Annotated in this window: 24 protein-coding genes and 1 riboswitch; of the genes, 7 read left to right on the top strand and 17 right to left on the bottom strand. The window is 72.5% G+C overall.

The features are described 5' to 3' along the window. Positions 1–34: 34 nt before the first annotated feature. The 4 genes from BJ998_RS26890 (at position 35) to BJ998_RS26875 (ending at position 5,972) form a co-directional block, all read left to right on the top strand. The gene (locus BJ998_RS26890) at positions 35–2,161 is read left to right on the top strand and encodes a putative bifunctional diguanylate cyclase/phosphodiesterase (protein ID WP_184866046.1); all 2,127 of its coding nucleotides are present in this window, start codon (positions 35–37) and stop codon (positions 2,159–2,161) included. Between the two features lie 20 nt (positions 2,162–2,181). Continuing rightward, positions 2,182–2,988, top strand: a complete 807-nt coding sequence (locus BJ998_RS26885) for an SAM-dependent methyltransferase (RefSeq protein ID WP_184866045.1) — start codon at positions 2,182–2,184, stop codon at positions 2,986–2,988. Positions 2,989–3,190: 202 nt separating this feature from the next. Next, complete coding sequence (locus BJ998_RS26880; RefSeq protein ID WP_184866044.1) at positions 3,191–4,153, top strand: serine protein kinase RIO; 963 nt, start codon at positions 3,191–3,193, stop codon at positions 4,151–4,153. Between the two features lie 253 nt (positions 4,154–4,406). After that, a complete protein-coding gene (locus BJ998_RS26875; RefSeq protein WP_184866043.1) occupies positions 4,407–5,972 on the top strand; it encodes a DEAD/DEAH box helicase in 1,566 nt (521 codons plus the stop codon). 52 nt (positions 5,973–6,024) lie between these two features. Here the strand turns inward: BJ998_RS26875 and cobA are convergent, their stop codons facing one another. From cobA to BJ998_RS26805, 14 genes are all read right to left on the bottom strand, one after another. Continuing rightward, a complete protein-coding gene (gene cobA / locus BJ998_RS26870; RefSeq protein ID WP_184866042.1) occupies positions 6,025–7,239 on the bottom strand; it encodes a uroporphyrinogen-III C-methyltransferase in 1,215 nt (404 codons plus the stop codon). Beyond that, positions 7,229–7,819: a precorrin-8X methylmutase gene (locus BJ998_RS26865; protein WP_312890342.1), complete on the bottom strand. Its 591-nt coding sequence runs from the start codon at positions 7,817–7,819 to the stop codon at positions 7,229–7,231. The genes cobA and BJ998_RS26865 overlap by 11 nt, the downstream gene beginning before the upstream one ends. A 5-nt stretch (positions 7,820–7,824) precedes the next feature. After that, complete coding sequence (locus BJ998_RS26860) at positions 7,825–8,091, bottom strand: hypothetical protein (protein WP_184866041.1); 267 nt, start codon at positions 8,089–8,091, stop codon at positions 7,825–7,827. Next, on the bottom strand, positions 8,088–8,249 hold the full coding sequence (locus tag BJ998_RS26855; protein WP_184866040.1) for a hypothetical protein: 162 nt from the start codon (positions 8,247–8,249) through the stop codon (positions 8,088–8,090). Before BJ998_RS26855 ends, BJ998_RS26860 begins: the two co-directional genes overlap by 4 nt. Continuing rightward, positions 8,249–8,872, bottom strand: coding sequence for a hypothetical protein (locus BJ998_RS26850; RefSeq protein WP_184866039.1), 624 nt, complete (start codon positions 8,870–8,872; stop codon positions 8,249–8,251). The genes BJ998_RS26855 and BJ998_RS26850 overlap by 1 nt, the downstream gene beginning before the upstream one ends. Positions 8,873–8,945: 73 nt before the next feature. Next, the gene (locus BJ998_RS26845) at positions 8,946–9,962 is read right to left on the bottom strand and encodes a cobalamin biosynthesis protein (protein ID WP_184866038.1); all 1,017 of its coding nucleotides are present in this window, start codon (positions 9,960–9,962) and stop codon (positions 8,946–8,948) included. Then, positions 9,959–11,155 carry a precorrin-6y C5,15-methyltransferase (decarboxylating) subunit CbiE gene (cbiE, locus tag BJ998_RS26840; protein WP_184866037.1) on the bottom strand — a complete coding sequence of 399 codons (1,197 nt, stop codon included), beginning with the start codon at positions 11,153–11,155 and terminating at the stop codon, positions 9,959–9,961. The genes BJ998_RS26845 and cbiE overlap by 4 nt, the downstream gene beginning before the upstream one ends. A gap of 4 nt (positions 11,156–11,159) precedes the next feature. After that, positions 11,160–12,299, bottom strand: coding sequence for an SAM-dependent methyltransferase (locus BJ998_RS26835; RefSeq protein WP_184866036.1), 1,140 nt, complete (start codon positions 12,297–12,299; stop codon positions 11,160–11,162). Beyond that, positions 12,296–13,033 carry a precorrin-2 C(20)-methyltransferase gene (cobI, locus tag BJ998_RS26830; protein WP_184866035.1) on the bottom strand — a complete coding sequence of 246 codons (738 nt, stop codon included), beginning with the start codon at positions 13,031–13,033 and terminating at the stop codon, positions 12,296–12,298. The genes BJ998_RS26835 and cobI overlap by 4 nt, the downstream gene beginning before the upstream one ends. After that, entirely contained in the window at positions 13,030–14,361 is a 1,332-nt protein-coding gene (locus BJ998_RS26825; protein WP_184866033.1) for a cobyrinic acid a,c-diamide synthase CobB, read from the bottom strand. Before BJ998_RS26825 ends, cobI begins: the two co-directional genes overlap by 4 nt. After that, positions 14,355–14,969 (bottom strand): cob(I)yrinic acid a,c-diamide adenosyltransferase, encoded by a 615-nt coding sequence (cobO, locus tag BJ998_RS26820; RefSeq protein ID WP_184866031.1) that lies wholly within the window; start codon positions 14,967–14,969, stop codon positions 14,355–14,357. The genes BJ998_RS26825 and cobO overlap by 7 nt, the downstream gene beginning before the upstream one ends. A 1-nt stretch (position 14,970) precedes the next feature. Further along, complete coding sequence (locus BJ998_RS26815) at positions 14,971–16,926, bottom strand: putative cobaltochelatase (protein WP_184866029.1); 1,956 nt, start codon at positions 16,924–16,926, stop codon at positions 14,971–14,973. A 54-nt stretch (positions 16,927–16,980) separates the two neighbouring features. Next, positions 16,981–17,048, bottom strand: a riboswitch (cobalamin riboswitch). Positions 17,049–17,122: 74 nt separating this feature from the next. Further along, positions 17,123–18,085 carry an SGNH/GDSL hydrolase family protein gene (locus BJ998_RS26810; RefSeq protein ID WP_184866027.1) on the bottom strand — a complete coding sequence of 321 codons (963 nt, stop codon included), beginning with the start codon at positions 18,083–18,085 and terminating at the stop codon, positions 17,123–17,125. 62 nt (positions 18,086–18,147) lie between these two features. Next, a complete protein-coding gene (locus tag BJ998_RS26805) occupies positions 18,148–18,672 on the bottom strand; it encodes a TetR/AcrR family transcriptional regulator (protein ID WP_184866025.1) in 525 nt (174 codons plus the stop codon). Positions 18,673–18,762: 90 nt separating this feature from the next. On the opposite strand from BJ998_RS26805, the gene BJ998_RS26800 reads away from it, so the two are divergent. Then, positions 18,763–19,716 (top strand): quinone oxidoreductase family protein, encoded by a 954-nt coding sequence (locus BJ998_RS26800; RefSeq protein WP_184866022.1) that lies wholly within the window; start codon positions 18,763–18,765, stop codon positions 19,714–19,716. Positions 19,717–19,934: 218 nt separating this feature from the next. Here BJ998_RS26800 and BJ998_RS26795 read toward each other — a convergent pair whose 3' ends face one another. Then, entirely contained in the window at positions 19,935–21,014 is a 1,080-nt protein-coding gene (locus tag BJ998_RS26795) for an aldo/keto reductase (RefSeq protein ID WP_184866020.1), read from the bottom strand. Positions 21,015–21,139: 125 nt separating this feature from the next. On the opposite strand from BJ998_RS26795, the gene BJ998_RS26790 reads away from it, so the two are divergent. Both BJ998_RS26790 and BJ998_RS26785 read left to right on the top strand, forming a co-directional pair. Continuing rightward, the gene (locus BJ998_RS26790; protein ID WP_184866018.1) at positions 21,140–22,036 is read left to right on the top strand and encodes an AraC family transcriptional regulator; all 897 of its coding nucleotides are present in this window, start codon (positions 21,140–21,142) and stop codon (positions 22,034–22,036) included. 111 nt (positions 22,037–22,147) lie between these two features. Next, positions 22,148–23,317 (top strand): 8-amino-7-oxononanoate synthase, encoded by a 1,170-nt coding sequence (locus BJ998_RS26785; RefSeq protein WP_312890341.1) that lies wholly within the window; start codon positions 22,148–22,150, stop codon positions 23,315–23,317. Positions 23,318–23,329: 12 nt separating this feature from the next. Here the strand turns inward: BJ998_RS26785 and BJ998_RS26780 are convergent, their stop codons facing one another. Continuing rightward, a complete protein-coding gene (locus tag BJ998_RS26780; RefSeq protein WP_184866014.1) occupies positions 23,330–23,698 on the bottom strand; it encodes a hypothetical protein in 369 nt (122 codons plus the stop codon). A gap of 103 nt (positions 23,699–23,801) precedes the next feature. Continuing rightward, a complete protein-coding gene (locus tag BJ998_RS26775) occupies positions 23,802–24,248 on the bottom strand; it encodes a GNAT family N-acetyltransferase (protein WP_184866012.1) in 447 nt (148 codons plus the stop codon). Positions 24,249–24,258: the final 10 nt, after the last annotated feature.

Below are 24,258 nucleotides of genomic sequence, written 5' to 3'. Positions count from 1 at the left end.
GCTACAGTCGTCTGATCACGGCTGGAGAGGCGGGATGACGGGCGAGTCGGAGCAGGGCGGGGCGATGTATCCCGGCCTCGCTGAATTCGCGCGGCTGTGGGCCGGCGCGGTGCTGCCGACCAGCAACGTCCCGCTGTCGCGGGGCGAGCTCCAGGTCATCCTCACCGGCTTCGCCGAGCTGCTCACGGCATCGGTGCGCGCCGACACCTTCGACCACACCCAGGCCATCGAGGTCGGCCACGGCCTGGTCGCCACCCAGCTGGTCGGGCCGAAGGCGCTGGACGCCACCATCCGGGTGCTGGGCCGGCAGCTGCGGCACGAGGCCGACGACGACCGGCTGGTGGACCTGCTCGGCGCGGTCGCCTGCGGCTACGTCGAGGCCCTGCGCGACCACATCTTCCAGCAGCAGGAGACCTTGAAGAAGGCGGTGTTCCGGGCCCGCGACGCGGCGGAGAAGGCCCTGCGGGCCAGCGAACGCCGGTTCCGCACCGTGTTCACCGAGTCGGTGGTCGGCATCGCCATCGGCGACATCCAGGGCCACATCGTCAGCTCCAACCTGGCGATGCAGGAGATGCTCGGCTACACCGCCGACGAGCTGCGCCAGCGCACGCCGTACGACCTGATGCCGCGCAAGGACGCCGAGGAGGTGTCCGCCGCCTACCGCAAGCTGATCAACGGCACGTACACCTCGCTGCGCTCCGAACAGCAGATGCTGCGCAGCGACGGCGAGCCCATCTGGGTGCACATCGCCGTCACGCTGATCAAGGACGAGAACGGCCAGCCGGACTACCCGGTGGTGATGATCGAGGACATCTCCGACCTGCACCTGTTGCAGGACCGGTGGTCGCACCAGGTGGCCCACGACCCGCTGACCAACCTGCACAACCGGGCGCTGTTCGTGTCCAAGGTGGAGACGGCGGTCGGCGGCCTCGGCCCGGGCGACCGGATCGGCCTGGCCTGCTTCGGCCTGGACGGCATGTCGGTGATCAACGCGGGCGTGTCCGACCAGGTCGGCGACAAGATCCTCAAGACCACCGCGGACCGGCTGCGGGCCGTGGTGGACGACGACACCGGGCTGCTCGGCCGGGTCGACGGCGACCGGTTCGCGTTGCTGGTGGTCCGGTCCACCACCCCGGCGATGATCGGCGTCGTCGAGCGGGCGATGGCCCGGATCGCCGAGCCGGTGCTGGCCGGGGGCCGCGAGTACTCGGTGACGGCCAGCGTCGGCATCGTGGAGCGGGCGGCGGCCGGCTCGGATCCGTCGCAGCTGCTGGCGGACGCGGAGCTGGCCATGCACTGGGCCAAGCAGGACGGTCGGGCCCAGTGGCAGCTGTTCGAGTCGGACCGGGGCAACCGCCAGCGCCGCGACTTCGTGCTGGCCGCGCAGCTGCCGGCGGCCCTGCGCGGCGACCAGTTCACCGTGGAGTTCGAGCCGATCGCCCGCATCGGCGACCGCAGCCTCGCCGGCTTCTCGACGATCGTGTCCTGGGACCACCCCGAGCAGGGTGTGTTGTCCGCCAAGGACTTCCTGCACCTGGCCGAGCGCACGGGGCACATGCTGCCGCTGGGCAGCTGGGCTTTGCGGCAGGCCTGTGACCAGGCCAGGCAGTGGCACGACGAGCACGGCGACCGGACGCCGCCGGTGTCGGTGGCGCTGCCCAACCGGATGGTGTGCGACCAGGAGATCGTGGCGCTGCTGCGGGCCGTGGTCGAGGCCAGCGGCGCGCGGTACGACCAGCTCGCGCTGGAGGTCGACAACAGCATGCTGCGCGATCCCGACGGCGACCCGGCCGAGGTGCTGACCGTGTTGTCGGACATGGGTTTCCGGGTGCTGGTGAGCGGCATGACGGCGAACGGCTGCCCGCACGGGCTGACCGACCTGCCGGTGCACGGCGTGAAGCTGGCGGCGGACTTCGTCGCCACGCTCGGCGAGGACGACAAGCCCGAGCCGTCGGCCCAGCGGGCGATCGGGGACGTGGTGTCCGCGGCGCAGCTGGCCGAGCTGCCGGTGTACGCGGTCGGCGTGCACCACGAGCGGCACGCCACCGCGTTGCGGGAGCTGGGCGTGGAACTGGGGCAGGGCGGCCACTTCGGGCCGCCGTCGCTGCCCTTCGAGGTGGAACCGATGATCATCGCGGGCACGGTCGACCCCGACTGGTGACCGCCGAGGAAGGGGTTGAAGTGGACCGGCCGGACTGGGCTCCGAAGGACGTCGACATCGAGAAGGCCAGCGCCGCCCGCCTCTACGACTTCTTCCTCGGCGGCAGCTACAACTTCGAGGTGGACCGGGAGCTGGGCCGCAAGGTCGCCGCGGTCGCGCCGGGCGTCTACGACTTCACCCGGCTCAACCGGGCGTTCCTGCGCCGGGCCGTGGCCTACCTGTGCGACCAGGGCGTCGACCAGTTCCTGGACATCGGCTCCGGCATCCCGACCGCCGGCAACGTGCACGAGATCGCACAGAAGGCCAACCCGGACGCCCGCGTCGTCTACGTGGACAACGAGCCGGTCGCCGTCGCGCACAGCGACCTGCTGCTGGAGGGCAACCCGAACGCCGTGGCCATCGAGGCCGACCTGCGCGACCCGGACAGCATTCTCGGGCACGAGAAGACCCGGCAGATGCTGGACTTCGGCCGCCCGATCGCGCTGCTGACGGTCGCCGTCTACCACTTCATCCCCGACTCCGACGAACCGCTCGCGCTGGCGGCTCGTTATCGCTCGGCGCTGCCCAGCGGCAGCTATCTCGCGCTGTCACACGTGACCATGGACGCCATGGGCGAGCAGGTCCGGCAGCTGATCGACCTGTACCGCGACAGCCAGAACCCGGTGACCGCGCGCTCCAAGGCGGAGTTCACCGCGATGTTCGACGGATTCGACCTGGTGGAGCCGGGAGTCGTGTTCACGCCGCAGTGGCGCCCGGAGTCGCCCGAGGACGTCGGCCCGCACCCGGAGGAGTCGGCCGTCTACGCGGCGGTCGGCCGCAAGCCGTAAATCGGTTGCGGGGCCCGAGCGGTCGGCGGCATGATCCCCGCCGACCGCTGAAGTGCGTGGATCGACCGGAGGAGGTGCCTCATGGCAACGACTGTCGTCTGGGGCGTGGCCTGCACCCGTCCCGGCGTCCCGCTGAGGTCCGCGTAGCGAGAACCGTCTCGGTGGGGCGTCTTCCCAGTTCCTTCTTGAGGAGACCTCACCAGTGCGCGAGCACGACTTCGATTTCGACCTGCCCGACAGTTACCCCACCTCTGACCGGCGCCGCGGCAGGCGCCGGTTCGACGACGACGAACCCCGTCCCACCCGCCGCGGCCGCCTGACCGAGGAGGCCAGGGGGCTGCTCGCCCAGGCGCGCGCGGACGCGATGGAGACGGACGCGCTGCCCGAGGGGGCCGACCGCTGGTCCACCTGGGGCGACGGCGACCTGGGCCCCGAGCCCCGGCCCGAGTGGCTGATCACCGAGGCCGCGGCCGTCGACCACGAGCTGGGGCCGGTGAAGACCGGCAAGGAGGCCGACGTCTTCCTGCTGCGCCGGTCGCTGCCCGGCGCCGGCCGAGCGACGCTGCTGGCGGCCAAGCGGTACCGCAGCAACGAGCACCGGATGTTCCACCGGGACGCCGGCTACCTGGAGGGACGCCGGCTGCGCAAGTCCCGCGAGATGCGGGCCGTCGCCACCCGGACGACGTTCGGCCGCAACCTGATCGCCGAGCAGTGGGCGATCGCCGAGTTCGCGGCGCTGTGTCGCCTGTGGACGGTCGGCGTGCCGGTGCCGTACCCGGTGCAGCGCACCGGCACGGAACTGCTGCTGGAGTTCCTCGGCGACCCCGACGGGGCCGCCGCGCCCCGGCTGGCCCAGCTGCGGCCGGTCGGCCCGCAGCTGCGGGAGCTGTGGTACCAGCTGGTCGAGGCGCTCCGCGCGATGGCGTCGATGGGCCTGGCCCATGGCGACCTCTCCGCGTACAACCTGCTGGTGCACGACAACCGGCTGATGCTGATCGACCTGCCGCAGGTGGTCGACATCGTGGCCAACCCGCGCGGGCCGGAGTTCCTGGCCCGGGATGTGCGCAACATCACGTCCTGGTTCGCGGCCAAGGGCCTGCCGGTGGAGCTGGCGAACGCCGAGGCGCTGATCGGCGAGCTCCTGGCCGAAGCGGGAATGGGCTGACCGGTGCGGGCGTTGGTCGTCAGAAGGGACGGCCAACGCCTGGTTAGCCAGCTCACTGACGTGCTGGAGCAGGCCGTCCCGATGATCAGATATAGTTGACGAGCACCGCTGTGGCGCGAAGCCACGCCCACCTTGATCGCGGTGCGCCCCACCCACCATCGGCGCGACCAAGCGCGCCGGGCCCGTCCTTGTGAATCACCGCGACGTTCCGCGGCGCCTCCCCGTGACGTGCCAACGTTCCGGAAGGTTTTTTGTGCCCGCACCATCGTCCGACCGCCGTTACGGCAACTCTTCTTCCTCCCGCGGTGGCAACGGCGGTTACCGTCGCCGCCCGAACCGTCGCAGCAGCAAGCCCGTCGAGGCCTACCAGCCGAGCATCGCCGAGGACATCCCCTCGACGCTGCCGGAGGGCCCGCTCCCCTCGTTCGAGGAGTTGGGGCTGGCCAAGCCCCTGCTGGACGCGCTGACCGCCAACGGCATCGCCGAGCCGTTCCCGATCCAGGCCGCCACCCTGCCCGACACCATGGCCGGCCGGGACGTGCTCGGCCGCGGGCAGACCGGCTCCGGCAAGACGCTGGCCTTCGGCCTGGCGCTGCTCAGCCGGCTCAACGGCGGCCACGCCAAGCCGCTGCACCCGCGGGCCATCGTGCTCGTGCCCACCCGTGAGCTGGCCATGCAGGTCAGCGACGCCCTCACCCCGTACGCGCGGGCGCTGGGCCTGTGGTGCCGGACCGTCGTCGGCGGCACTTCGTTCACCCGCCAGTCCGACCAGCTGCGCCGCGGCGTCGACCTGCTGATCGCCACTCCGGGCCGGCTGTCCGACCACGTCCGGCAGGGCACCTGCGTGCTGTCCGACGTGGAGTTCACCGCGCTGGACGAGGCCGACCAGATGGCCGACATGGGCTTCATGCCGCAGGTCCGCGCCATTCTCGACCTGGTCGCGCCGGGCGGGCAGAAGCTGCTGTTCTCCGCCACCCTGGACCGGGACGTGGACAAGCTGGTCCGCGAGTACCTGAACAACCCGGTCGTGCACTCGGTGTCGCCGCCCACCGGCAGCGTCACCACCATGGAGCACCACCTGCTGATGGTCTCCAACGACGACAAGCCGGACGTGATCAACGAGGTCGCCGCCCGCGAGGGCCGCACGATCATGTTCGTCCGCACCAAGCACCACGTGGACCGGCTGACCAAGAAGCTGCGCTCCATCGGCGTGCACGCCGGCGCGCTGCACGGCGGCAAGGCGCAGAACGCCCGCACCCGGGTGCTCAACGAGTTCCGGGACGGCACCACCCCGGTGCTGGTGGCCACCGACGTCGCCGCCCGCGGCATCCACGTCGACGACGTCAGCCTGGTCGTGCACGTGGACCCGCCGGCCGACCCGAAGGACTACCTGCACCGCGCCGGCCGCACCGCGCGGGCCGGCCAGTCCGGCACCGTCGTCACCCTGGTCACGCACGACCAGCGGCGCGCCGTGCACGGCCTGACCTCGCGGGCCGGCGTGAAGCCGACCAGCACCAACGTCCGCCCCGGCGACGAGGAGCTGGTCCGCATCACCGGCGCCCGCGTGCCGAGCGGCGAGCCGGTGCCGGAGTTCGTGCCGAAGAAGCGCACCCCGCGTCCGGGCGGCGTCGGCGGTGGCGGCCAGCGCCGCAGCTGGGGCGACCGCGGCGAGCGGTCCTCCGCCGAGCGCGGCGGCCGCAGCTGGGGCGAGCGTCGTCACGGCGGCGAGCGTGGCAGCCGGGGCGACCACGGTCACGGCGGTCCCCGTGGCGAGGGCCGCAGCTACGGCGGCGAGCGCCGTCGCAGCTACAACCACTGATCAATCGCTGGTGTGGGGCCTGTCCGCGTCGCGGGCAGGCCCCACACGCGTCTCAGCCCAGGTGGTCGCCCAGGGCGGCTACGGGGCCGACCACCACGATGGCCGGCGGGCGGATCTCCTCGGCGGCGATCCGGTCCGCGACCTCGGCCAGTGTCGTCCGCACGACCCGCTGCGACCGGGTGGTGCCTTCCTGGATGACGGCCACGGGCGTGTCGGCGGGGCGGCCCTCAAGCAGGGCGTCGGCGAAGGCGCGGATCCGTTCCACGGCCATCAGCAGCACGAGCGTGCCCTTGAGCCGGGCCAGCGCCGTCCAGTCGACCAGGGACCGGGGGTCGTCCGGGGCGACGTGCCCGGACACCACCACCACCTCGTGTGCGACACCCCTGTGCGTCACGGGCACGCCGGCGACCGCCGGCACACCGAAGGCGCTGGTCACGCCGGGCACGATCGTCACCGGCACGCCGGCCTCGGCGCACGCCAGCAGCTCCTCGAAGCCCCGCCCGAACAGGTACGGGTCGCCGCCCTTGAGCCGCACCACGAACTTGCCGGCCTTGGCCTCCTCGATCAGCGTCGAGTTGATCACTTCCTGGCTGGCCGCCCGCCCGTACGGGATCTTGGCCGCGTCCACCACCCGCACGTGCGGCGGCAGCTCGTCGAGCAGCTGCATCGGCCCGAGCCGGTCGACCACGACGACGTCGGCCAGCGACAGCAGCCGCCGGCCCCGCACGGTGATCAGCTCCGGGTCGCCGGGACCGCCGCCGACCAGCGCGACGCCGCCCTCGCGGGGCTTCTCCGGGTGATCGACCACTGCGCCGGTCCGCAGCGCCGTGAGCACGCCGTCCCGCACGGCGGCGGAGCGCCGGGGCTGCCCGCCGGACAGCACGCCGACCAGCAACCCGTCGTGCTCCCCGACGGCCGGCGTGACGGCGGTGCCCTGGGTGCCGGCGTCGGACCGGACGCAGAAGATGCGGCGGCGCTCGGCCTCAGCGGCGACGGCCTCGTTGACCTCGGTCACCTGCGTGCAGGTGACGACGTACCAGGCGCCGTCGAGGTCGCCGTCGGCGTACCGCCGCTGGTGCCAGGTCAGCTCGCCGGCGTCGGCCATGCCCTGCACGGCCGGCGTGACGTGCGGCGCGATCACCTCGACCGCCGCGCCGGACGCGACCAAGCGGGGCAGCCGGCGCTGCGCGACGGTGCCGCCGCCGACCACGACCACGCGCCGGCCGGCCAGGTCGAGTCCGACCAGATAGTGCTGCTCAACGGACATGGCCGTCAGCCTGCCATGCGTCGACCAGCGCGTTGACCACGGAACCGGCGATCGCCGCCCCGCCCCGCTCGGTGGCGGAGCTGGCCGCCGGCAGCCCGGAGCGCCGCAGCGCGGCCTTGGCGTCGACCGAGCCGACGAAGCCGACCGGGATGCCGACCACCAGCGCCGGCCGCAGCGAACCGTCGGCCGCCAGCCGCAGCACCTCCTGCAGCGCGGTCGGCGCGTTGCCGACGGCCCACACCGCTCCGTCGGGGAAAGCCTTGGCGGCCAACCGGATTCCGGCTGCGGACCGGGTCGTGCCCTCGGCCTTGGCCAGCTCGGCGACGCCCGGCATGTCCAGCCCGATCACGGCCTCGCGCGGCGCGACGGCGGCGGCGAGCATCCGGACGTCCACGACCAGCGGCGCCCCCGCGCCCAGCGCGTCCCGGCCGGCGGCCAGCGCCGCCTCGTCCAGCACCAGGTCGCCGAGCCAGGTCGGGTCGGCAGTGGTGAGTATCACCCGCTCCACGACGGCGCGGGTGAGCGGCGGCAGGTGCCCGGTGTCCACCCGGGACCGCAGGACAGAGAGCTGGTCGGTCACACGGCTCAGGATTTCACGACGATCCGAGCGCTCTGGGGGCGGTTGAAGCAGGAGGCGCCGACCAGGCCGTAGCCGTCCCGGATGTACACCGTGCCGCTGTGCTCGACGGTGCCGTCCGCGCAGGTCACGTCCATCGAGAAGGCCCCGGTGCCCCGGCACCAGCCCAGCGCCGACGTCCGGTCGAGCCGGGTGCCGCAGTCGTGCAGGCCGGTGTCGGCGACGGCCACGCCGGCCGAGGCCAGCATCAGGACGGCGACGAGCAGCGTCCTCATTCCTCCTCCATCTCCACGATCCGGCGCTCGCCGGTGGGCTCGACGGCCGGCGCCGGCGCGAACCGGCGCTGCATCACGAACACGACGGCGGTCATCGCCGAACCGGCCACGAACGACACCAGGCACAGCACGAAAACCTGGCCGAACAACCACATCATCAGGCACTCCTGGTCTTGTCCACGACCACGCCCTTGCCGAACAGCCGCTGCAGCAGCGCGACGGTGTTGGCCTTGCGCGTGGCGTCCGGCAGCACCCCGTCCAGCACGACCTGACCGTCCACGACGGACACCTTCACGTCCGTGCCGGGCTCCAGCGTCAGCACGGACACCAGGGCGGCGGCCGCGGTGGTGGTCATCGCGAAGTCGGTGCCGGGGCTGGTCGAGGTGTGGTCCACGAGCGCGCGGCCGTGCGCGTACTCCCCGATCACGTGCAGGAACTGCTTGCGCCACGCCTCCTGCTGGGTGGTGCCGGCGATCACGACCTGCTTGTCGTCCACGGAGATCATCAGCGGCCCCAGTGCCGGGTCACGCGCGGCGACGGCCCGCACGCCGGGCAGCGCCTGCACGGCCTTCTTGGCGTCCGGGATCCGCTCGAACGGCACGCCGACGAGCGTGACGTCGCGGCCGCTCACCACCACGTCGCCCGAGCCGGCCAGGGCCGCCGTCGACTCGGCGGAGATCTGCCGCTCGATGTCGTTGCCCTGCACCGTGATGCCGATCAACGCCAACGCTGCGGGCACACCGACGGCAGCCGTCAGCCAGTACCGGGTCCAGGGACGCACACCCTCGGTTCTACTCGCCGAGGGGCACGTACGGGCACAGGCTGGCCGACGGTTCACCCGGCCGTGCGACACACTACGGCCTGATGCGCGCCGCCGCCACCGTCACATTGGCGCCCTTGGCCTTCGGCACCACCAGTTCCACGGCCCGCCCCTGCGCCATCTCCGCCGCCGCGTACAGCGCCGCCGCCTCGGCCACGCTCGGCGTGCCGGTTTCGCGCTGCACCACCGGACTCGGATTCGGAACGTCCACAGTGGACAGCGTGTCGGCCGGATAGGTCAGCAGCTGCGGCGGATCCTCGCCGACGCTGCCCTGCCCGTGCCAGAAGTTCCAGTCCTCCAAGGCCTGCAGCACGCCTTCCTCGCGGGCCTTCAGGTCGATGCTGGCGAACGCCCGCACCGCACGGAGGTCCAGCCCGAAGTCCCACTCCAGCATGGACAGCACGGAGGTGACCTCGTCACCGGACACGCCCTTGGACGCGCCGAGGCCGACCACCAGCGTGCGCGGCACGATGCGCAGCAGCTCGCCGTCGGCCACCGGCTCGGCGAGCCGGTCGTCGATCACGATCGTCCAGCGGGCGCCGTTGTTCTGGCCGACGTTGTCGGGCATCGGCGGCAGTTCGAAGCCCATCGGGTTGAGCAGCCGGATCGGCTCGCCGTCGAGCATCGCCGCCGCGCACTCCTGGATGTCACCGTCCACAGTGGCGTCGAGCTGGTCGACCAGCTGCTCCAGCACGGTGTCGCCGGTGTTGTCGCTGCCGGTGGACTGCACCATGGTCAGCCCGAGCACCTCGGCGATCCGGTCGGCGAGCGCGTTGGCCCCGCCGGAGCTGCCGCCGGCCAGCACCACCACGAAGCCCTCGGTGACGCACACGACCGCCGGCGAGGACTCGTCCTGCACCAGCATCGGCGCGATGGTCCGCACCGCGGCGCCGGTCGGCATCAGCAGCACGGCCGCGCCCATCCGGGCCCACATCCGGTGCACGGCCTGGTGCACCGCGCCGTCCGCGACCACGGTGTCCCGGCCCAGCAGCGTCGACAGCTCGACGGCGGTCTTGCGCTGCTCCGCGTCGATGGCGAACAGGCCGATCACGACCGCACCCCCCACAACACCGTCACCGGGTTGACCGCCGACAACCGGCTCGACCCGTCCGGCAGGTCGGCCAGCCGGGAGGCCGACAGCTGCACGCCCTCGACCCGGTAACCGCTCTCCCGCAACGCATCCCGTGCCGGCGCGACCCGGTCCACCGCCGCCAGCGACACCACGATCCGCGGCGCGCCGACGCTGGCCGCCGCCCGCACCACCTTGGTCCCGCCGCCGCCGACGAAGATCGCGTCCGGCTCCGGCATGCCGTGCACCGCGGCCAGGAACTCCGCCTCCACCACCCGCACGTCCACGCCGTGCGTGGTGACGTTGGCGATGATCCGCACGCACTGCACCGGATCCCGTTCCACCGCGACCACCGCCGCGCCGAACCGGGCGCATTCCACCGCGACGGAGCCGGATCCCGCGCCCACGTCCCAGATCAGCGTGCCCGGCGCGGGCGCGAGCCGGGCCAGCGCCACCGCCCGGACCTCGGCCTTGGTCACCATGCCGTCGCGGTGCGCGAACTCGTCCTCGGGCAGCGCCCAGCCGGCCGTGCCGGGCAGCGGCTCCCCGCCGGCCAGCCAGCCGCGCGGGGCGACCGCGTCCGGATCGGCCAGGCACAGCACGACGTTCGGCTCCCGCCAGGGCCGCCTGGCCGCGTCGGCAGCGTCCATAGTGGACACGATCTCGTCGCCGCCGATGTCCTCGGCCACGACCAGGGTCCGGCGCCAGCCGGTCAGCCCGGCGCCCAGCTCCGCCGGCCCCGCGCCGGGCGCGGTGAGCACCGCGACCGCCGGCCGGGCCCGGCAGACGTTCAGCGCCTGCCGCAGGCCCCGCCCGTGCGCGCTGACCACCGTGACGTCGTCCCACGGCCGGCCGACCAGCGCCGCCAGCCGCTGCACGCTGGACGGGGCCGGCACCACCTGCGGCCGGATTCCCTTGTCCCGCAACGCCCTGAGCACCCCGAAGTAGCCGGGGTCGCCGGAGGCGAGCACCACCGCCGGGCCGTGCTCGGCGGTGTGCGCGGCCAGCGCCTCCAGCGCCTTGTCCAGCGCCCCCAGCTCGATGGTGGTGGCGCCGTTGCGGACGTGCAGCTCCAGGTGCCGACGACCGCCGACGACCAGGGTCGCCTTGTCCATCAGCGCGTCGCCGCCGGGCGGCAGCGCGGCCCCGTCCACCCCGATCACGGTGATCGTCATCAGCTCACCCGCTCTTGCGTGTCCTCTTCGCCTGCGTGGTCCGTGCCTTCGCCGACTGCTTGGCCGCCGGCTTGGCGGCCCCGGTCTTGTCTGCCCGCGCCGTGGTCCGCGGTGCCTGCGCGATCTTCGCCGGGGACACGGTCACCTTCTGTGGCTCCTCCGCCGGCATGTCCAGCGTGGTCTGGCCGGCGTCCGGCTTCGCGGCGGTCTTCGGCGCCGGCGTCTTCGCCCGGGCGTCGGCCTGCCAGCTGTGCACGGCCCGCCAGGCCGCCTGCGAGGTCTCGCCGGAGGCCTGCGCCGGCACGTCGCTACGCGCGGCGGCGATCCGGTTGGTCCGGCCCGCCCGCGCCGACCACGACGTGCGGCGCGCGGTGCGCTCGCCGGTCGACTCCACGGTCTCCTCGGCCGGCTCGGCGGTCTCGGCGCGGCGGTAGCGGGCCTTGGCGCCCGGCGCCATCGCCTTGCCCACCAGGAACAGCGTGTGCCGCCACAGCTTGCGCTGCTTGACGGTCGCCTCCAGCTCGCCGAGCGTGGTGGTCAGCAGCAGCTCGTCCGGCCAGGTCGTCTTGTACGCCACGACAACCGGCGTGTCCTCGGGGTAGCCGCCCTCGGTCAGCTCCTCGACCAGCTGACCGGTGCGGGCCGCCGCCACGAACACGCCCATCGTCGCACCGTGCCCGGCGAACTGGCGGATCTGGGTGGCGTCGGGCAGCGCGGTGGCGTCCACCCGGGTCAGGATCAGCGACTGGTCGGCATCGGTCAGGTCGCGGCCGACCGCGGACACCGCCGCCGACACCGGCGACACGCCCGGCACGATCTCCGTCTCCACGCCGATCCGGCGGCAGGCGTCCACCTGCTCACGCACCGCGCCCCACAGCACCGGGTCGCCGGTGATCATCCGGACCACCTTCAGCCTGTCCCGCGCGGCCCGGCGGAACAGCTCCACGATGTCGTCCGCGCCGACCCGGGACAGGTCGACCAGCTCGGCGTCATCGCGCACGTGCTCACGGATGCACTCGGCGTCCACCAGGCTGGGAGCCCAGACGACCACGTCCGCTTCGGCTAGCCGGCGGGCGCCGCGCAGCGTGATCAGGTCGGCGGCGCCCGGACCCGCGCCGACGAAGGACACCAACCCCGACTTCACAGTTGCTCTCCTCTCCCGCCTCGGGGCGGAAGTATCACGACGGTGGACAAGTACGGCGCAGCAACCGACCCGTCCACATCGGACAAGGGGAGCACCCGAGCCCGTTGCGTGCCGAGATGCTCGGCGTACACCGAGCGGTCCAGCGCCCCGGCGGCCTCGATCTCGGCGCGCAGCTCGTCGAGTCGTCGGCCGCCCTTGTAGGCGACGACGGTACCGCCACCCCGCAAGGCGGCCCGCAGCCCGGTCACCTCTCGGGTCACGGGCACCAGGGTGAGCGACTCGGCGCCTTCCACCAGATGGAGTCCGGCGGCGCTGGCGGCCGCCTGCATCGCCGTGATTCCGGGACTGAGCACCACTTCCACCTCGGGCAGCAACCGCCGAACGGTGGCCGCGAGATAGGTGAAGGTGGAGTAGATCATCGGGTCGCCGATGGTCGCGAACACGGCGCTGCCGCCGTGTTCACGCAGGTGTTCGGCCACTCGGCGGCCGGCGGCGTCCCACAGTTCGTTACGACGTTGTTGTGAACCGCGCACGTCGTCGTTGAGGGCGAACACCAGTCGCTCGATCGGGGCGTCGGCCGGCAGGTGCGCGCGGACCACCGCCTCGGACCGGCCCTCCTCGTCCGGCGACATCACCGGCACGAACACCCGGTCCGCGCCGGTCAGCTCACGCAGGCCGGCGAGGGTCAGCAGCTCCGGGTCACCCGGACCGACGCCGAGTCCGACCAGTCTCACTTGACGCACCTTTCGACGAACCGCCGGATGGCGAGCGGGGCGCCGGCCGGATGTGTGTGCAGGTAGGACGCGTGCACGCCGCCGTGCACGAAGCCCTCGGGCTCGGCGCCGCGCCAGCGCCACGCCGGCTGATCGCCGTGCCGGGGCGTGACGGCGGTGCGGTGGAACTCGTGCCCCGTCACCCGGTCCCCGATCGAGTGCAATGTTGACTCGACCGGGGCTAGAGCGTCGCGATAGCCGAGGGTCAGTCGTGAAGTCATCGTCGCCACGGCCTTGAGCACGCCGCACATCGGCAGGCCGTCCAATTCGTCCACGAGGTAGAGCAGGCCGCCGCACTCGGCGTGCACGGGGGCGCCGGACCGGGCCAGCTCCGCGACCTCCCGGCGCAGGGAGTCGTTGGCCGACAGCTCGGCGGCGTGCTGCTCGGGGAAGCCGCCCGGCAGCACCAGCCCGGCGGTGTTGTCGGGGAGTTGCTTGTCCCGCAACGGATCCACCACGGCTACCTCGGCGCCGGCGGCCTTGAGCAGCTCCACGTGTTCGGCGTAACCGAACGTGAAGGCCGATCCCCCGGCAACCGCCACCACCGGCTTGTCGCGCACCGGTTCGACGTCCGGCCGCCACGGCTCCGCAGTCAGTTCCGGCGCTGTGGCCGCCAGGACATTGACCGCGTCCAGGTCCACGCCGGCCGTGATGGCGTCCGCCATCACCTCGACCGCCTGCACGGCAACGGATCCGTGCTCCGCCGCCGTGACGAGACCGAGGTGCCGCGACGGGACCTCGAGTCCGGTTCCGCGCCGGACCACTCCCAGCACGTCCAGCCCGATCTCGCCGCACGCGTCGGTCAGCACCTCTTCGTGCCGCTCGGAGCCGACCTGGTTCAGGACGACCCCGGCCAGCCGGATCTTGGCGTCGTAGCCGCGGAATCCGTGCAGAAGTGCGGCAAGGCTGCGGCCCTGCCCCCGGCCGTCGACCACCAGCACCACCGGCGCGTCCAGCAGACTTGCCACGTGGGCGGTCGAGCCGAATCCGTCGGTTCCGATGCGGCCGTCGAACAGGCCCATCACGCCCTCGATCACGGCGATGTCCGCGCCCAGCGAGCCGTGCCGGAACAGCGGCGCGATCCGCTCCTCGCCGACCAGCACCGGGTCGAGGTTGCGGCCCGGCCGGCCGGTGGCCAGCGCGTGGTAGCCGGGGTCGATGTAGTCCGGGCCGACCTTGAACGGCGCGACCTTGCCGCCCCGCCGGCGCAGGGCGGCCATCAGCCCGGTGGCCACGGTGGTCTTGCCGCTGCCCGAGGCCGGCGCGGCGATCACCAGCCTGGCTACCACTCGATCCCCCGCTGGCCCTTCTGACCGGCGTCCATCGGGTGCTTGACCTTGGTCATCTCCACCACGAGGTCGGCGGCCTCGACCAGGGCCGGCGGCGCGTCCCTACCGGTGATCACGACGTGCTGGAAGCCGGGCCGGTCGCGCAGCGTGGCCACCACCTCGTCGACGTCCACCCAGCCCCACTTCAGCGGATACGTGAACTCGTCGAGCACGTACAGGCCATGCTCCTCGGCCCGGATCCGGCGCGCGATCTCCCGCCAGCCCTCCAGCGCGGCGGCGGCGTGGTCGGAGTCGGTCCCCGGCTTGCGGGTCCACGACCAGCCCTCGCCCATCTTGTGCCACTGCACGGGCCCGCCCTGGCCGGTCCGCTCGTGCACCTCGCCCAGCGCCCGGAACGCGGCCTCCTCGCCGACCTTCCACTTCGCCGATTTCACGAACTGGAATACGCCGATGGACCAGCCTTGGTTCCAGCCCCGCAGCGCCAGTCCGAAGGCGGCGGTGGACTTGCCCTTCATCACCCCGGTGTGCACCACCAGCAGCGGCCGGTTGCGGCGCTGCTTGGTGGTCATGCCGTCGTCGGGGACGACCGCCGGCTTTCCCTGTGGCATCTCAGGCCGCCCTCGTCGCTCGCACCACGCCGGCCATCTGCTCGGCCGACAACTGCTCCAACCGCAGGCAGACACCGTCCAGCGCGGTCGCCAGCCGCTCCGCGAGGCCGAGCCGGACGGGCCCGTGCTCGCAGTCCACCACCACCGCCGCGACGCCGTCCGCCGCCAGCATCGCCGCCGCCTTGAGTGAATCCTGCACGGGGTCGTGGCCGGGGCGCGCGGACGTCGCCCGCCCGTCCGTGACGACCACCAGCAGCGGTCGCCTTCGCGGATCCCGCAGGCGCTCGATCGTCAACACCTTGTGGGCCTTGAGCAAACCGTCCGCCAATGGCGTGCGGCCGCCGGTCTTCAACTGGCGCAGTCGCGCCACGGCGGCGTCGACGGACGACGTCGGCGGCAGCGCCACCTGGGCGTCGGCGCCGCGGAACGTCACGACGCCGACCTTGTCCCGGCGCTGGTAGGCGTCGCGGAGAAGGGACAGCACCGCGCCGCTGACGGCCGACATGCGCTGCCGTGCGGCCATCGAGCCGGAGGCGTCGACGGCAAACAGGACAAGGTTGCCCTCCTTGCCCTCACGGACGGCCAGTCGCAGATCCTCGCCCTTGAGCCTGAGGCCAGCGCCGTCACGGCCACGTGCCCGCTGATGCGGGGCCGCGGCGGTCACCGTACCGACGAGGTGAAGACCGTGGCCGTCCACTGTGGACGAACGAACCGTGCGGCCGCTTGCCGCCCGGGCACGGGATCGGCGGCCGGGAGCGCCTTCGCCCACGCCGGGAACCTGCAGCAGACGGGCCTTGAACGCCGGTGAGGGCGCGGCCGGAGCCTGCTCCTTCGGGGCTTTGCCCTCCCCCTGCTGCTGCTGCTGTTGCTGTTGTTGCGGCGCCTGCGATTCCGGCGGGGACTCGCCGCCGTCCGGATCGTCGTCGGGGTCGTTGTCGGGCTCCAGCTCCGCGGCCGCTTGCTGCATGGCCTCCTGCAGCTGCTGCTCGTCCACGCCGGGCTCGTCGAACGGGTCGCGCCGACGGCGGTGCGGCAGCGCCAGCCGGACCGCCGCTTCCACGTCCTCTTCCGTCACGGTGTTCGCGCCGCGCCACACGCAGTGGGCAATCGCCGTCCGTGCGACCACGAGGTCGGCCCGCATGCCGTCCACCTCGAACGCCGCACAGACGGCGGCGATCCGACGCAGCTCCGTGTCCGGCAGCACCGCGTTCGGCAGCTCCGCCCGCGCCTTCACGATGCGTGCAGCGAGCTCCGCGTCCGCCTCCGCCCAGTCCGCGGCGAAGCCGGCCGGGTCCGCCTCGTACGCGAGCCGGCGGCGGACCACCTCGGTGCGGGTCGACACGTCGCGGGAGGCCACCACCTGCACCGTGAGGCCGAAGCGGTCCAGCAGCTGCGGGCGCAGCTCGCCCTCCTCCGGGTTCATCGTGCCGACGAGCAGGAACGACGCCGCGTGCGACACCGACACGCCCTCGCGCTCCACATGCGCACGCCCCATCGCGGCGGCGTCCAGCAGCAGGTCGACCAGGTGGTCGTGCAGGAGGTTGACCTCGTCGACATAGAGGACGCCGCGGTGCGCCGCCGCCAGCAGACCCGGCTGGTACGCCCGCACGCCCTCCGTCAACGCTCGTTCAAGGTCCAGCGAGCCGACGAGGCGGTCCTCGGTGGCTCCGACCGGCAGCTCCACCAGCCGTGACGGCCGGCGGTCGCTGCCCGCGCCGTGCGGGCCGTCCGGGCACTCCGGGTCGGGGTTCGCCGGGTCGCACGCGAACCGGCAGTCCGGAGCCACCTCCAGATCCGGCAGCAGCGCGGCGAGCGCCCGCACGATCGTCGACTTGGCCGTGCCCTTCTCGCCGCGCACGAGCACCCCGCCGATGGCCGGGTGCACGGCGTTGAGCAGTAGCGCCAGCCGCAGGTCGTCGTGCCCGACGACGGCGGAGAACGGGAAGCGAGGTGCCATGCCCCACAAGGTCCTTCCTCGGGTGTCCACGCCCGGGTCGGCGGACGAGGGGCCGAGTTCCTGACTCCCGGGCGTGCCCGGTCACAGTGGCGGGACCGTCCCGGACTCGCACCGGGTTCCTCGCGCACACCTCGCTGTCGGCGGCAGTCTAGTTGGCGGGTCCATGAGATCCGGCCGCCGACAGCCAGGTGCCGAATCAGCGCTTGAGCAGCGCGTGGGCCAGTGCAGTGAGGGTGCTCACACCCGCCGTGGGCACCTGCGGCGTCACAGTCGTCACGTGGCGGCTGACACCCAGGGCGCCGGCGATGATCGCCGCCTCGCCGACCATGCCCGCCTTGCGCGGGTGGTACGGGTAGGCGCCGAGGATGTTGAACGCCTGCCCCTGGATCCACGCGTTGTCGCCGGCGCACGCGTCGTGCCCGAGCGACGGCGTGTACGTGTCGACGTAGGTCGCGTCGGCGGCGCCGGCAGCGTTGGCCACCGCGGCGTTGAGGGCACGTTCGATGCTGTCGAGGTACGGGTAGTCGCCGTCGGCGAACGGCAGCACGTCAGGGCACGTGCCGGTGGGCGGTGCGATGCGCGGGTAGCCGATGACCAGCACCTTCGCCTGCGGCGACCGCTGGTGGATGCCCTGCACCACCGCCGTCACCTTGCCCTGCGTGGCGGCGATGCTGGCCAGCAGCGTGTCCTGGCCGTTCACAGTGAAGTGTGCCTTGCACGGCGCGCCGTGCGGATCCGACGCGCGCAGGCCCGGGCAGGTGCCGACGACGTTGCCGAACACACCGTCGTCGTTGCCGCCGATGCCGACCGTCACCAGGTCCGTGTCCGCGCGCAGCGCGTTGAACTGCGGCGGGTTCGTGCCGAACAGCGGCACGCTCTGCGGGTTGGTCATGTTCGTGGTGTCCGCGCCGCCGCAGCTGGCGTCGGTGTAGCTGCTGACGTTGAGAGTGGCGGCCAGCAGCGCCGGATAGTTGTTGGTCGAGCGCACGCACCCGATCGGGTCGAGACGCAGGAAGGGGATGAACGGGCCCGAGGTGTAGGAGTCGCCGAGGGCGACGTAGCGGGAGTAGGGGGGTGCGGCCGCGGCGGCCCCGGCTCCCAGTGTGATCAGTGATGTGACGACGACAACGGCAGCCGTGAGCACGCGGCGCAGGGTCATGGCTCCTCCACGCTGAGGCAGCGAACCGACCGCTCAGTGTGGCCAGAACCGGTCAGCGGCGGTCAATCACCCAACACGCTCGACGTCAGGGCCAGCACGTTCACCCTGAGTGTCTCCTCCTGGCCCGGCTCCACCATCTCGGTGCGCATGCTGCCGATGATCACCTTGGCCAGGAAGTCGGCGTCGGCGTCCGGCCGGACCTCGCCGATCAGCTCGGCCAGCTGGGCGCCCCAGCGCGGCAGCGCGCCGCCGGTGCACTCGGTCCGCTCCATCGCCGCCATCAGCGGCCGCAGCCGCATCACCAGCAGGTCGAACAGCTCGTCCACGAACCGGATCGCCCGCTCCTTGGGCGGGATCGTCACGTCCACGGCCCGCTCGTGGGCGCCCCGCCACCACTCGCCGGTCCGCTCGTCGACAACGGCCCGGACCAGGCCGTCCCGGTCGCCGAAGCGGCGGAACAGGGTCCCCTTGCCGACGCCCGCGGCGGACGCGATGGCGTCCATGGACACCCGCGGGCCGTGATGGCACAGCAGGTCGCCGGCCACCTCGACGATCACCCGGTGGTTGCGCACGGCGTCGACTCGCATGGGGACATGATGCCCCTTGACACAGGCGGACCGCCGGTCCGTATGATGGCCACCACAAGCGGACCGCCGGTCCGCGAGAAAGGGGGAGACGTGAAGGCAGTGCGTCAGCTTCGCTACGGCCCGCCCGAGGTGCTGGTTCTGGAGGACATTCCCGATCCCTCGCCGGGCCCCGGCGAGCTGCTGGTCCGGGTGTCCGCGGCCGGCGTCAACTACGCGGACGTCATGCTCCGCGCCCACGAGCCCGACGAGCGCTTCCGCCCGCCCGGCGGCCTGCCGGCGACGCCCGGCATCGAGATCGCCGGCACCGTGCTGGCGGCCGGCCCCGACACCGACACCGCGCTGGTCGGCCGCCGCGTGATCAGCTTCGTCCCGGCCGGTGGCTACGCCGAGCTGGCGGTGGCCCCCGCCGCCGCGGCCGTCCCCATCCCCGACGCCTTACCCGACCACCAGGCGCTGGCCCTGTTCGCGCAGGGCGCCACCGCCGTCGGCGTCATCGACGCTGCCCGCCTCACCCCCGCCGACACCGTGCTGGTCGAGGCTGCCGCCGGCGGCATCGGCTCGCTGCTGGTCCAGCTGGCCAAGCGGGCCGGCGCCACCGTGGTGGCCGCCGCCAGCAGCTCGAGCAAGCTGGACCTGGCCCGCAGCCTGGGCGCGGACCGGGTGGTGGACTACAGCCGGGAGGGCTGGACCGAGGGGGTCGGCCCCGTCACCGTGGTGCTGGAGGCCGTGGGCGGCCGGACCGCCGCCGAGGCGTTCCGGCTGCTGCCCGCCTTCGGCCGGATGGTGCTGTACGGCTACGCCTCCGGTGAGCCCGCCGCCATCACCACCACCGACGTGTTCGAGGTCGGCGCCGAGCTCATCCCGCTCAGCCTCACCTATGACCCCCAACTGCTGCCCACTCTCTGCCGCCGAGCGTTCGACCTCGCCATCGCCGGCGACCTGACCCCCGTGATCGGCGAGGTCTTACCCCTGGCCGAAGCGGCCAAGGCTCATCAGGCGCTGGAGGAGAGGAGCTCGGTCGGCAAGCTCATCCTCACGCCCTGACCCAGCGCCGGCCGCTGGCCGACCTCAGCTCCCCGCCCGCCACGCACCGGCCGGCCGCCATCACCACCAGCTCAGAGCCGACCGGCGGCGAGTTCCCCGCGGCTCAGCGCCGGCCGCTGGCCGAACTCAACCCCACCCGACCAGCGCCGGCCGCTGGCCGACCTCGGCTCCACCCGACCAGCGCCGGCCAATAACCAACCTCATCCCCCACCCCCGGTTCAGCGCTGCTCGGCCGCCGCGGACAGCGCCGGGTGCGCCGGGTAGGACACGCCGTCCACGGTCGTGCCGCCGAACTGGATCATCATCGAGTGTTGGTTGGCCGAGGCCGGGAAGTTCAGGGCCGGCTCGGACAGCTTGTCCAGCCGACCGCGCTGCTCGTCGGTGAGCGTGACGTCCAAGGCGGTGATGTTGGCCGTGAACTGCTCCAGGGTGCGGGCGCCGATGATCGTGGAGGTGATGCCGGGACGGCCCTGCACCCAGGACAGCGCGACCGCCGCCGAGCTGGCGCCGATCTCCGCGGCGACCTCGTTCACGGCGTCGATCACCACGTACTCGCTGTCGGTCGGCGGCTGGAAGTACTCGTGGTTGCCGCGGGCGGTGGTCGTCGGGCGGGAGCTGGAGTACTTGCCGGAGAGGAAGCCGTTCTTGAGCGGGCTCCACGGCAGCACGCCGATGCCCAGCTCCTGCGCGGCCGGGATCAGCTCGCCCTCGGAGGTGCGCTCCAACAGCGAATACTCCAACTGCATCGCGGTGATCGGCACCCACGAGCGGAACTTGGCGGTGACTGCCATCTCGGCGACCTTCCACGCCGGGATGTCGGACAGGCCCACGTAGCGAATCTTGCCGGCGGTCACCAGGTCGTCGAGGGTGCGCATGGTCTCCTCGACCGGCATCCGCGGGTCGAAGTTGTGCACCCAGAAGATGTCCACGTAGTCGGTCCGCAGCCGGCGCAGCGAGTTCTCCAGCTGCTGGATGACGCCCTTGCGGCCGACGCCGCCGCCGTTGGGGTCGCCGGGACGGAGGTTGCCGAAGAACTTGGTGCCCAGCACCACGCCGTCGCGCTTGCCGGGGTTGGCGGCGAAGTAGTCGCCGATGATCCGCTCCGAGTGGCCCGCGGTGTAGATGTTGGCGGTGTCGATCGAGTTGCCGCCCCGGTCCAGGTAGGCGGCGAGGATGTCGGCCGACACCTCGGGGCTGCTGCCCCAGCCGAAGTCCTCGCCGAAGGTCATCGTGCCCAGCGTGAGCGGGCTGACCCGCAGGCCGGACTGTCCGAGGGTGACGTACGAGTCCAGCGACATGACACACACTCCCGTTGTCTGATCCGATCAGTTGCTGTCTCCAGTCCACCAGCGGTTCCGGATTCCTCCTAGAACGATCAGATCCCGCCGTTGCACGATCTGCGCAACTTTGCTGACATGGGTCCATGCGCACGACATTGCGGGAGCTGACCGAGCGGATCACCCGGCTACACGCGAGGGGCACTCGGCCGGTGTGGATCGACGGCATGACGGTGAACGTCAGGACGTCCACCGTCGCCAGCACCGGCGGCGTCATGCGGCCCGTGCTGGCCCTGGTTGCTCAGGGCGCGAAGCAGACCACCCTCGCCGACCGGGTCTACGACTACCGCGCCGGCCAGTACCTCGTCGCTTCGCTCGATCTGCCGGTCGCCGGCCGCATCACCCGGGCGAGCCCGGCCGAGCCCTTCGTCGGCCTCGGCCTGCCCCTGAAGAAGTCGATCATCACCCAGCTCCTGCTGGAGACCGGCGGCGGCGGTCGCGCCGACGACGACGCCAGCAGCGGCATCGTCACCGCCGATGCCGACGAGGAACTCCTGGACGCCGTCGTCCGCCTGCTGCGCCTCCTCGACCGCCCCGCCGACTTCGCCGTCCTCGGTCCGGGCGTCGAACGCGAGATCCACTGGCGCCTCATGAACGGTCCCCGCGGCGCCGCCGTCCGTCGAATCGGCATGGAGGACAGCCGGGTCTCACTGGTCGGCCGGGCCACCGAATGGATCTCCCGGCATTACGACCGCACCATCCGCATTTCCGACCTGGCCGACGAGGTCGGTGTCAGCGTGGCGACCCTCAACCGCCACTTCCGGGCCGTGACCGCCATGAGCCCCCTCCAGTACCAGAAGAACCTTCGCCTGCAGCAGGCCCGCCTCCGCCTCATCGCCGCCCCCGACGACGTCGCCGCCGTCGGCTACGCGGTCGGCTACGACAGCCCGTCCCAGTTCAGCCGCGAGTACCGCCGCCTCTTCGGCGAACCTCCCGGCCGTGACGTCCTACGAATCCAGGAGGACGTCGAGGTGGGCGCCTGAGGGGCGCGGCGGTCGCCGCACCGCCCCACGAATCCGGCATTTCCGCCGGCCAGCCGGTTGCGGCGGATGGTCGTGGCAACCGGCCAGTCGGCTGATGCGAGACTGGCGCGCGTGACGACCAGCAGCCCACTCCCCACGCCCGATGAGGTGTTCGACTGGATCGACGCCCGGGCGCAGGCCCGGCAGGAGGCCGGGCTGGCTCGTCAGCTCCGGCCCCGAGCGGCCGGGTCGGACGCGCTCGACCTGGCCAGCAACGACTACCTGGGGCTGGCCCGGGACAAGCGGGTGGCGGGGGCAGCGGCGGCGTCGTCGTTGAAGTGGGGGGCGGGGTCGACGGGCTCGCGGCTGGTGACGGGGTCGACGGAGCTGCACACGGAGCTGGAGCTGGAGCTGGCGTCGTTCTGCGGGATGCAGGCGGCGCTGGTGTTCTCGTCGGGGTTCATGGCGAACCTGGCGGCGGTGTCGGCGCTGACCGGGCCCGGCACGGCGATCGTGGCGGACAAGCTGATCCACGCCTCGCTGATCGACGGCACGCGGTTGTCGAAGGCGGACGTGGCGGTGATCGCGCACTGCGACGTCGCGGCGATGGCCAACGCCCTGGCCAAGCGCAAGCACGAGCGGGCGCTGGTGGTGACGGACTCGGTGTTCTCAGTGGACGGTGACCTCGCGCCGTTGCCACAGCTCGCGCAGGCGTGCGGGAAGCACGGGGCGGCGCTGCTGGTGGACGACGCGCACGGCTTCGGGGTGATCGGCGACGAGGGCAAGGGCGCGGTGCACGACGCCGGGCTCGCCGGGGCGCCGAACGTCGTGATGACGGTGACGCTGTCGAAGTCGCTCGGCGCGCAGGGCGGCGCGATCCTCGGCCCGCGCCGGGTGATCAAGCACATGGTCGACCACGCCCGCAGCTTCATCTTCGACACCGGGCTCGCCCCGGGCAGCGCCGCGGCCGCGCTGACGGCGCTGCGGGTGTTGAAGGAGGAGCCGGACCTGGCCGGCCGGGCCCGGCAGAACGCGCTGGAGCTGACCGAGCGGCTGACCGCCGCCGGCCTACGGGTGAGCACGCCGACCGCCGCCGTGGTGTCCGTGCGGGCGCCGTCGCCCGAGGCCGCGGTGGCCTGGGCCAACGACTGCCGCACGGCGGGCGTCGTGGTCGGCTGCTTCCGACCGCCGTCGACGCCGGACCAGATCTCGCGCCTGCGCCTGACCGCCCGCGCCGATCTGTCCAGCGCCGACCTGGACCGCGCGGTCGACGTGATCACTCGCACGGCCCCCGGACAGTAGGCCGCGCGAAAGTCAGGTCGTCAGGCAGAGTTCGGCGTAGTCCCCGACGAAGCTGGCGCACCACCGGGCGCCCGCCGCGTGGTTGCCCTTCCAGGCGATGCTGTACTTGCCGGGCTCCACGTGCACCAGGCCGGTGAAGTTGTCGGGCCCCCACACCGAGAACGCCGCTCCGTCGGCTTGCAACGCGGAGGTGCCGCGCATGCCGACCTCGATCACGTCGCAGCTGAGCAGTGCTCGCTTCACGCTCAGTTCGAAGTAGAGGTTCGAGACGGTGTTCGGGCGACAGCCGATGGCCGCCCGCGCGGGCGCGGCAACGACACCCAGGGCCATGCCGGCGGCGATCACCGTCGACACGGCCAGAACTCTGTTGCTGAGAGACATCGGTCCTCCGTGAACTCGGGCGGTTCGAATCCACGGACCGACGCTAGTCAGCGCCAAACCTCCTGGGCATCACACGACCGGCTCGACTGCCCGTGACCGAACGTCACCCGGGCCGGCGCATGGTGATGTGGGGAATGCCGTCCTCCAGGAACTCCTCGCCTTCGGTCACATAGCCGTAGCGGGCGTAGAAGTCCTTCACGGCGACCTGGGCGTCGAGCACGCTGGGGGCGGAGCCGATCTCGGCGACGGCGGCCTCCATGAGCCGGCCGGACAGTCCGTTGCCCCGGGCGTCGGCGGCGGTGCAGACCCGGCCGACGCGGTACGAGCCGGGCTTGTCCTCCAGCAGCCGAAGGGTGGCGAGCACCCGGCCGTCGTCGCCGGCGAGCCAGAAGTGCCGGGTGGACGGCTCCAGGTCGCGGCCGTCGAGCTCGGGGTAGGGGCACTTCTGCTCGACGACGAAGATGTCGACCCGAAGCCGCAGCAGGTCGTACAGCTGCTGCGGCGTGAGGTCGGCCGCCCACTCGCGGCGCAGGGTGGCGTGAAGCGTCATGCCACTTGGT

Origin of the sequence: Kutzneria kofuensis (assembly GCF_014203355.1) — a bacterium.
Classification (GTDB): Bacteria; Actinomycetota; Actinomycetes; order Mycobacteriales; family Pseudonocardiaceae; genus Kutzneria; species Kutzneria kofuensis.
Note: the sequence above shows the minus strand (reverse complement) of the source record. Positions and strands in the feature narration are given on the sequence as shown.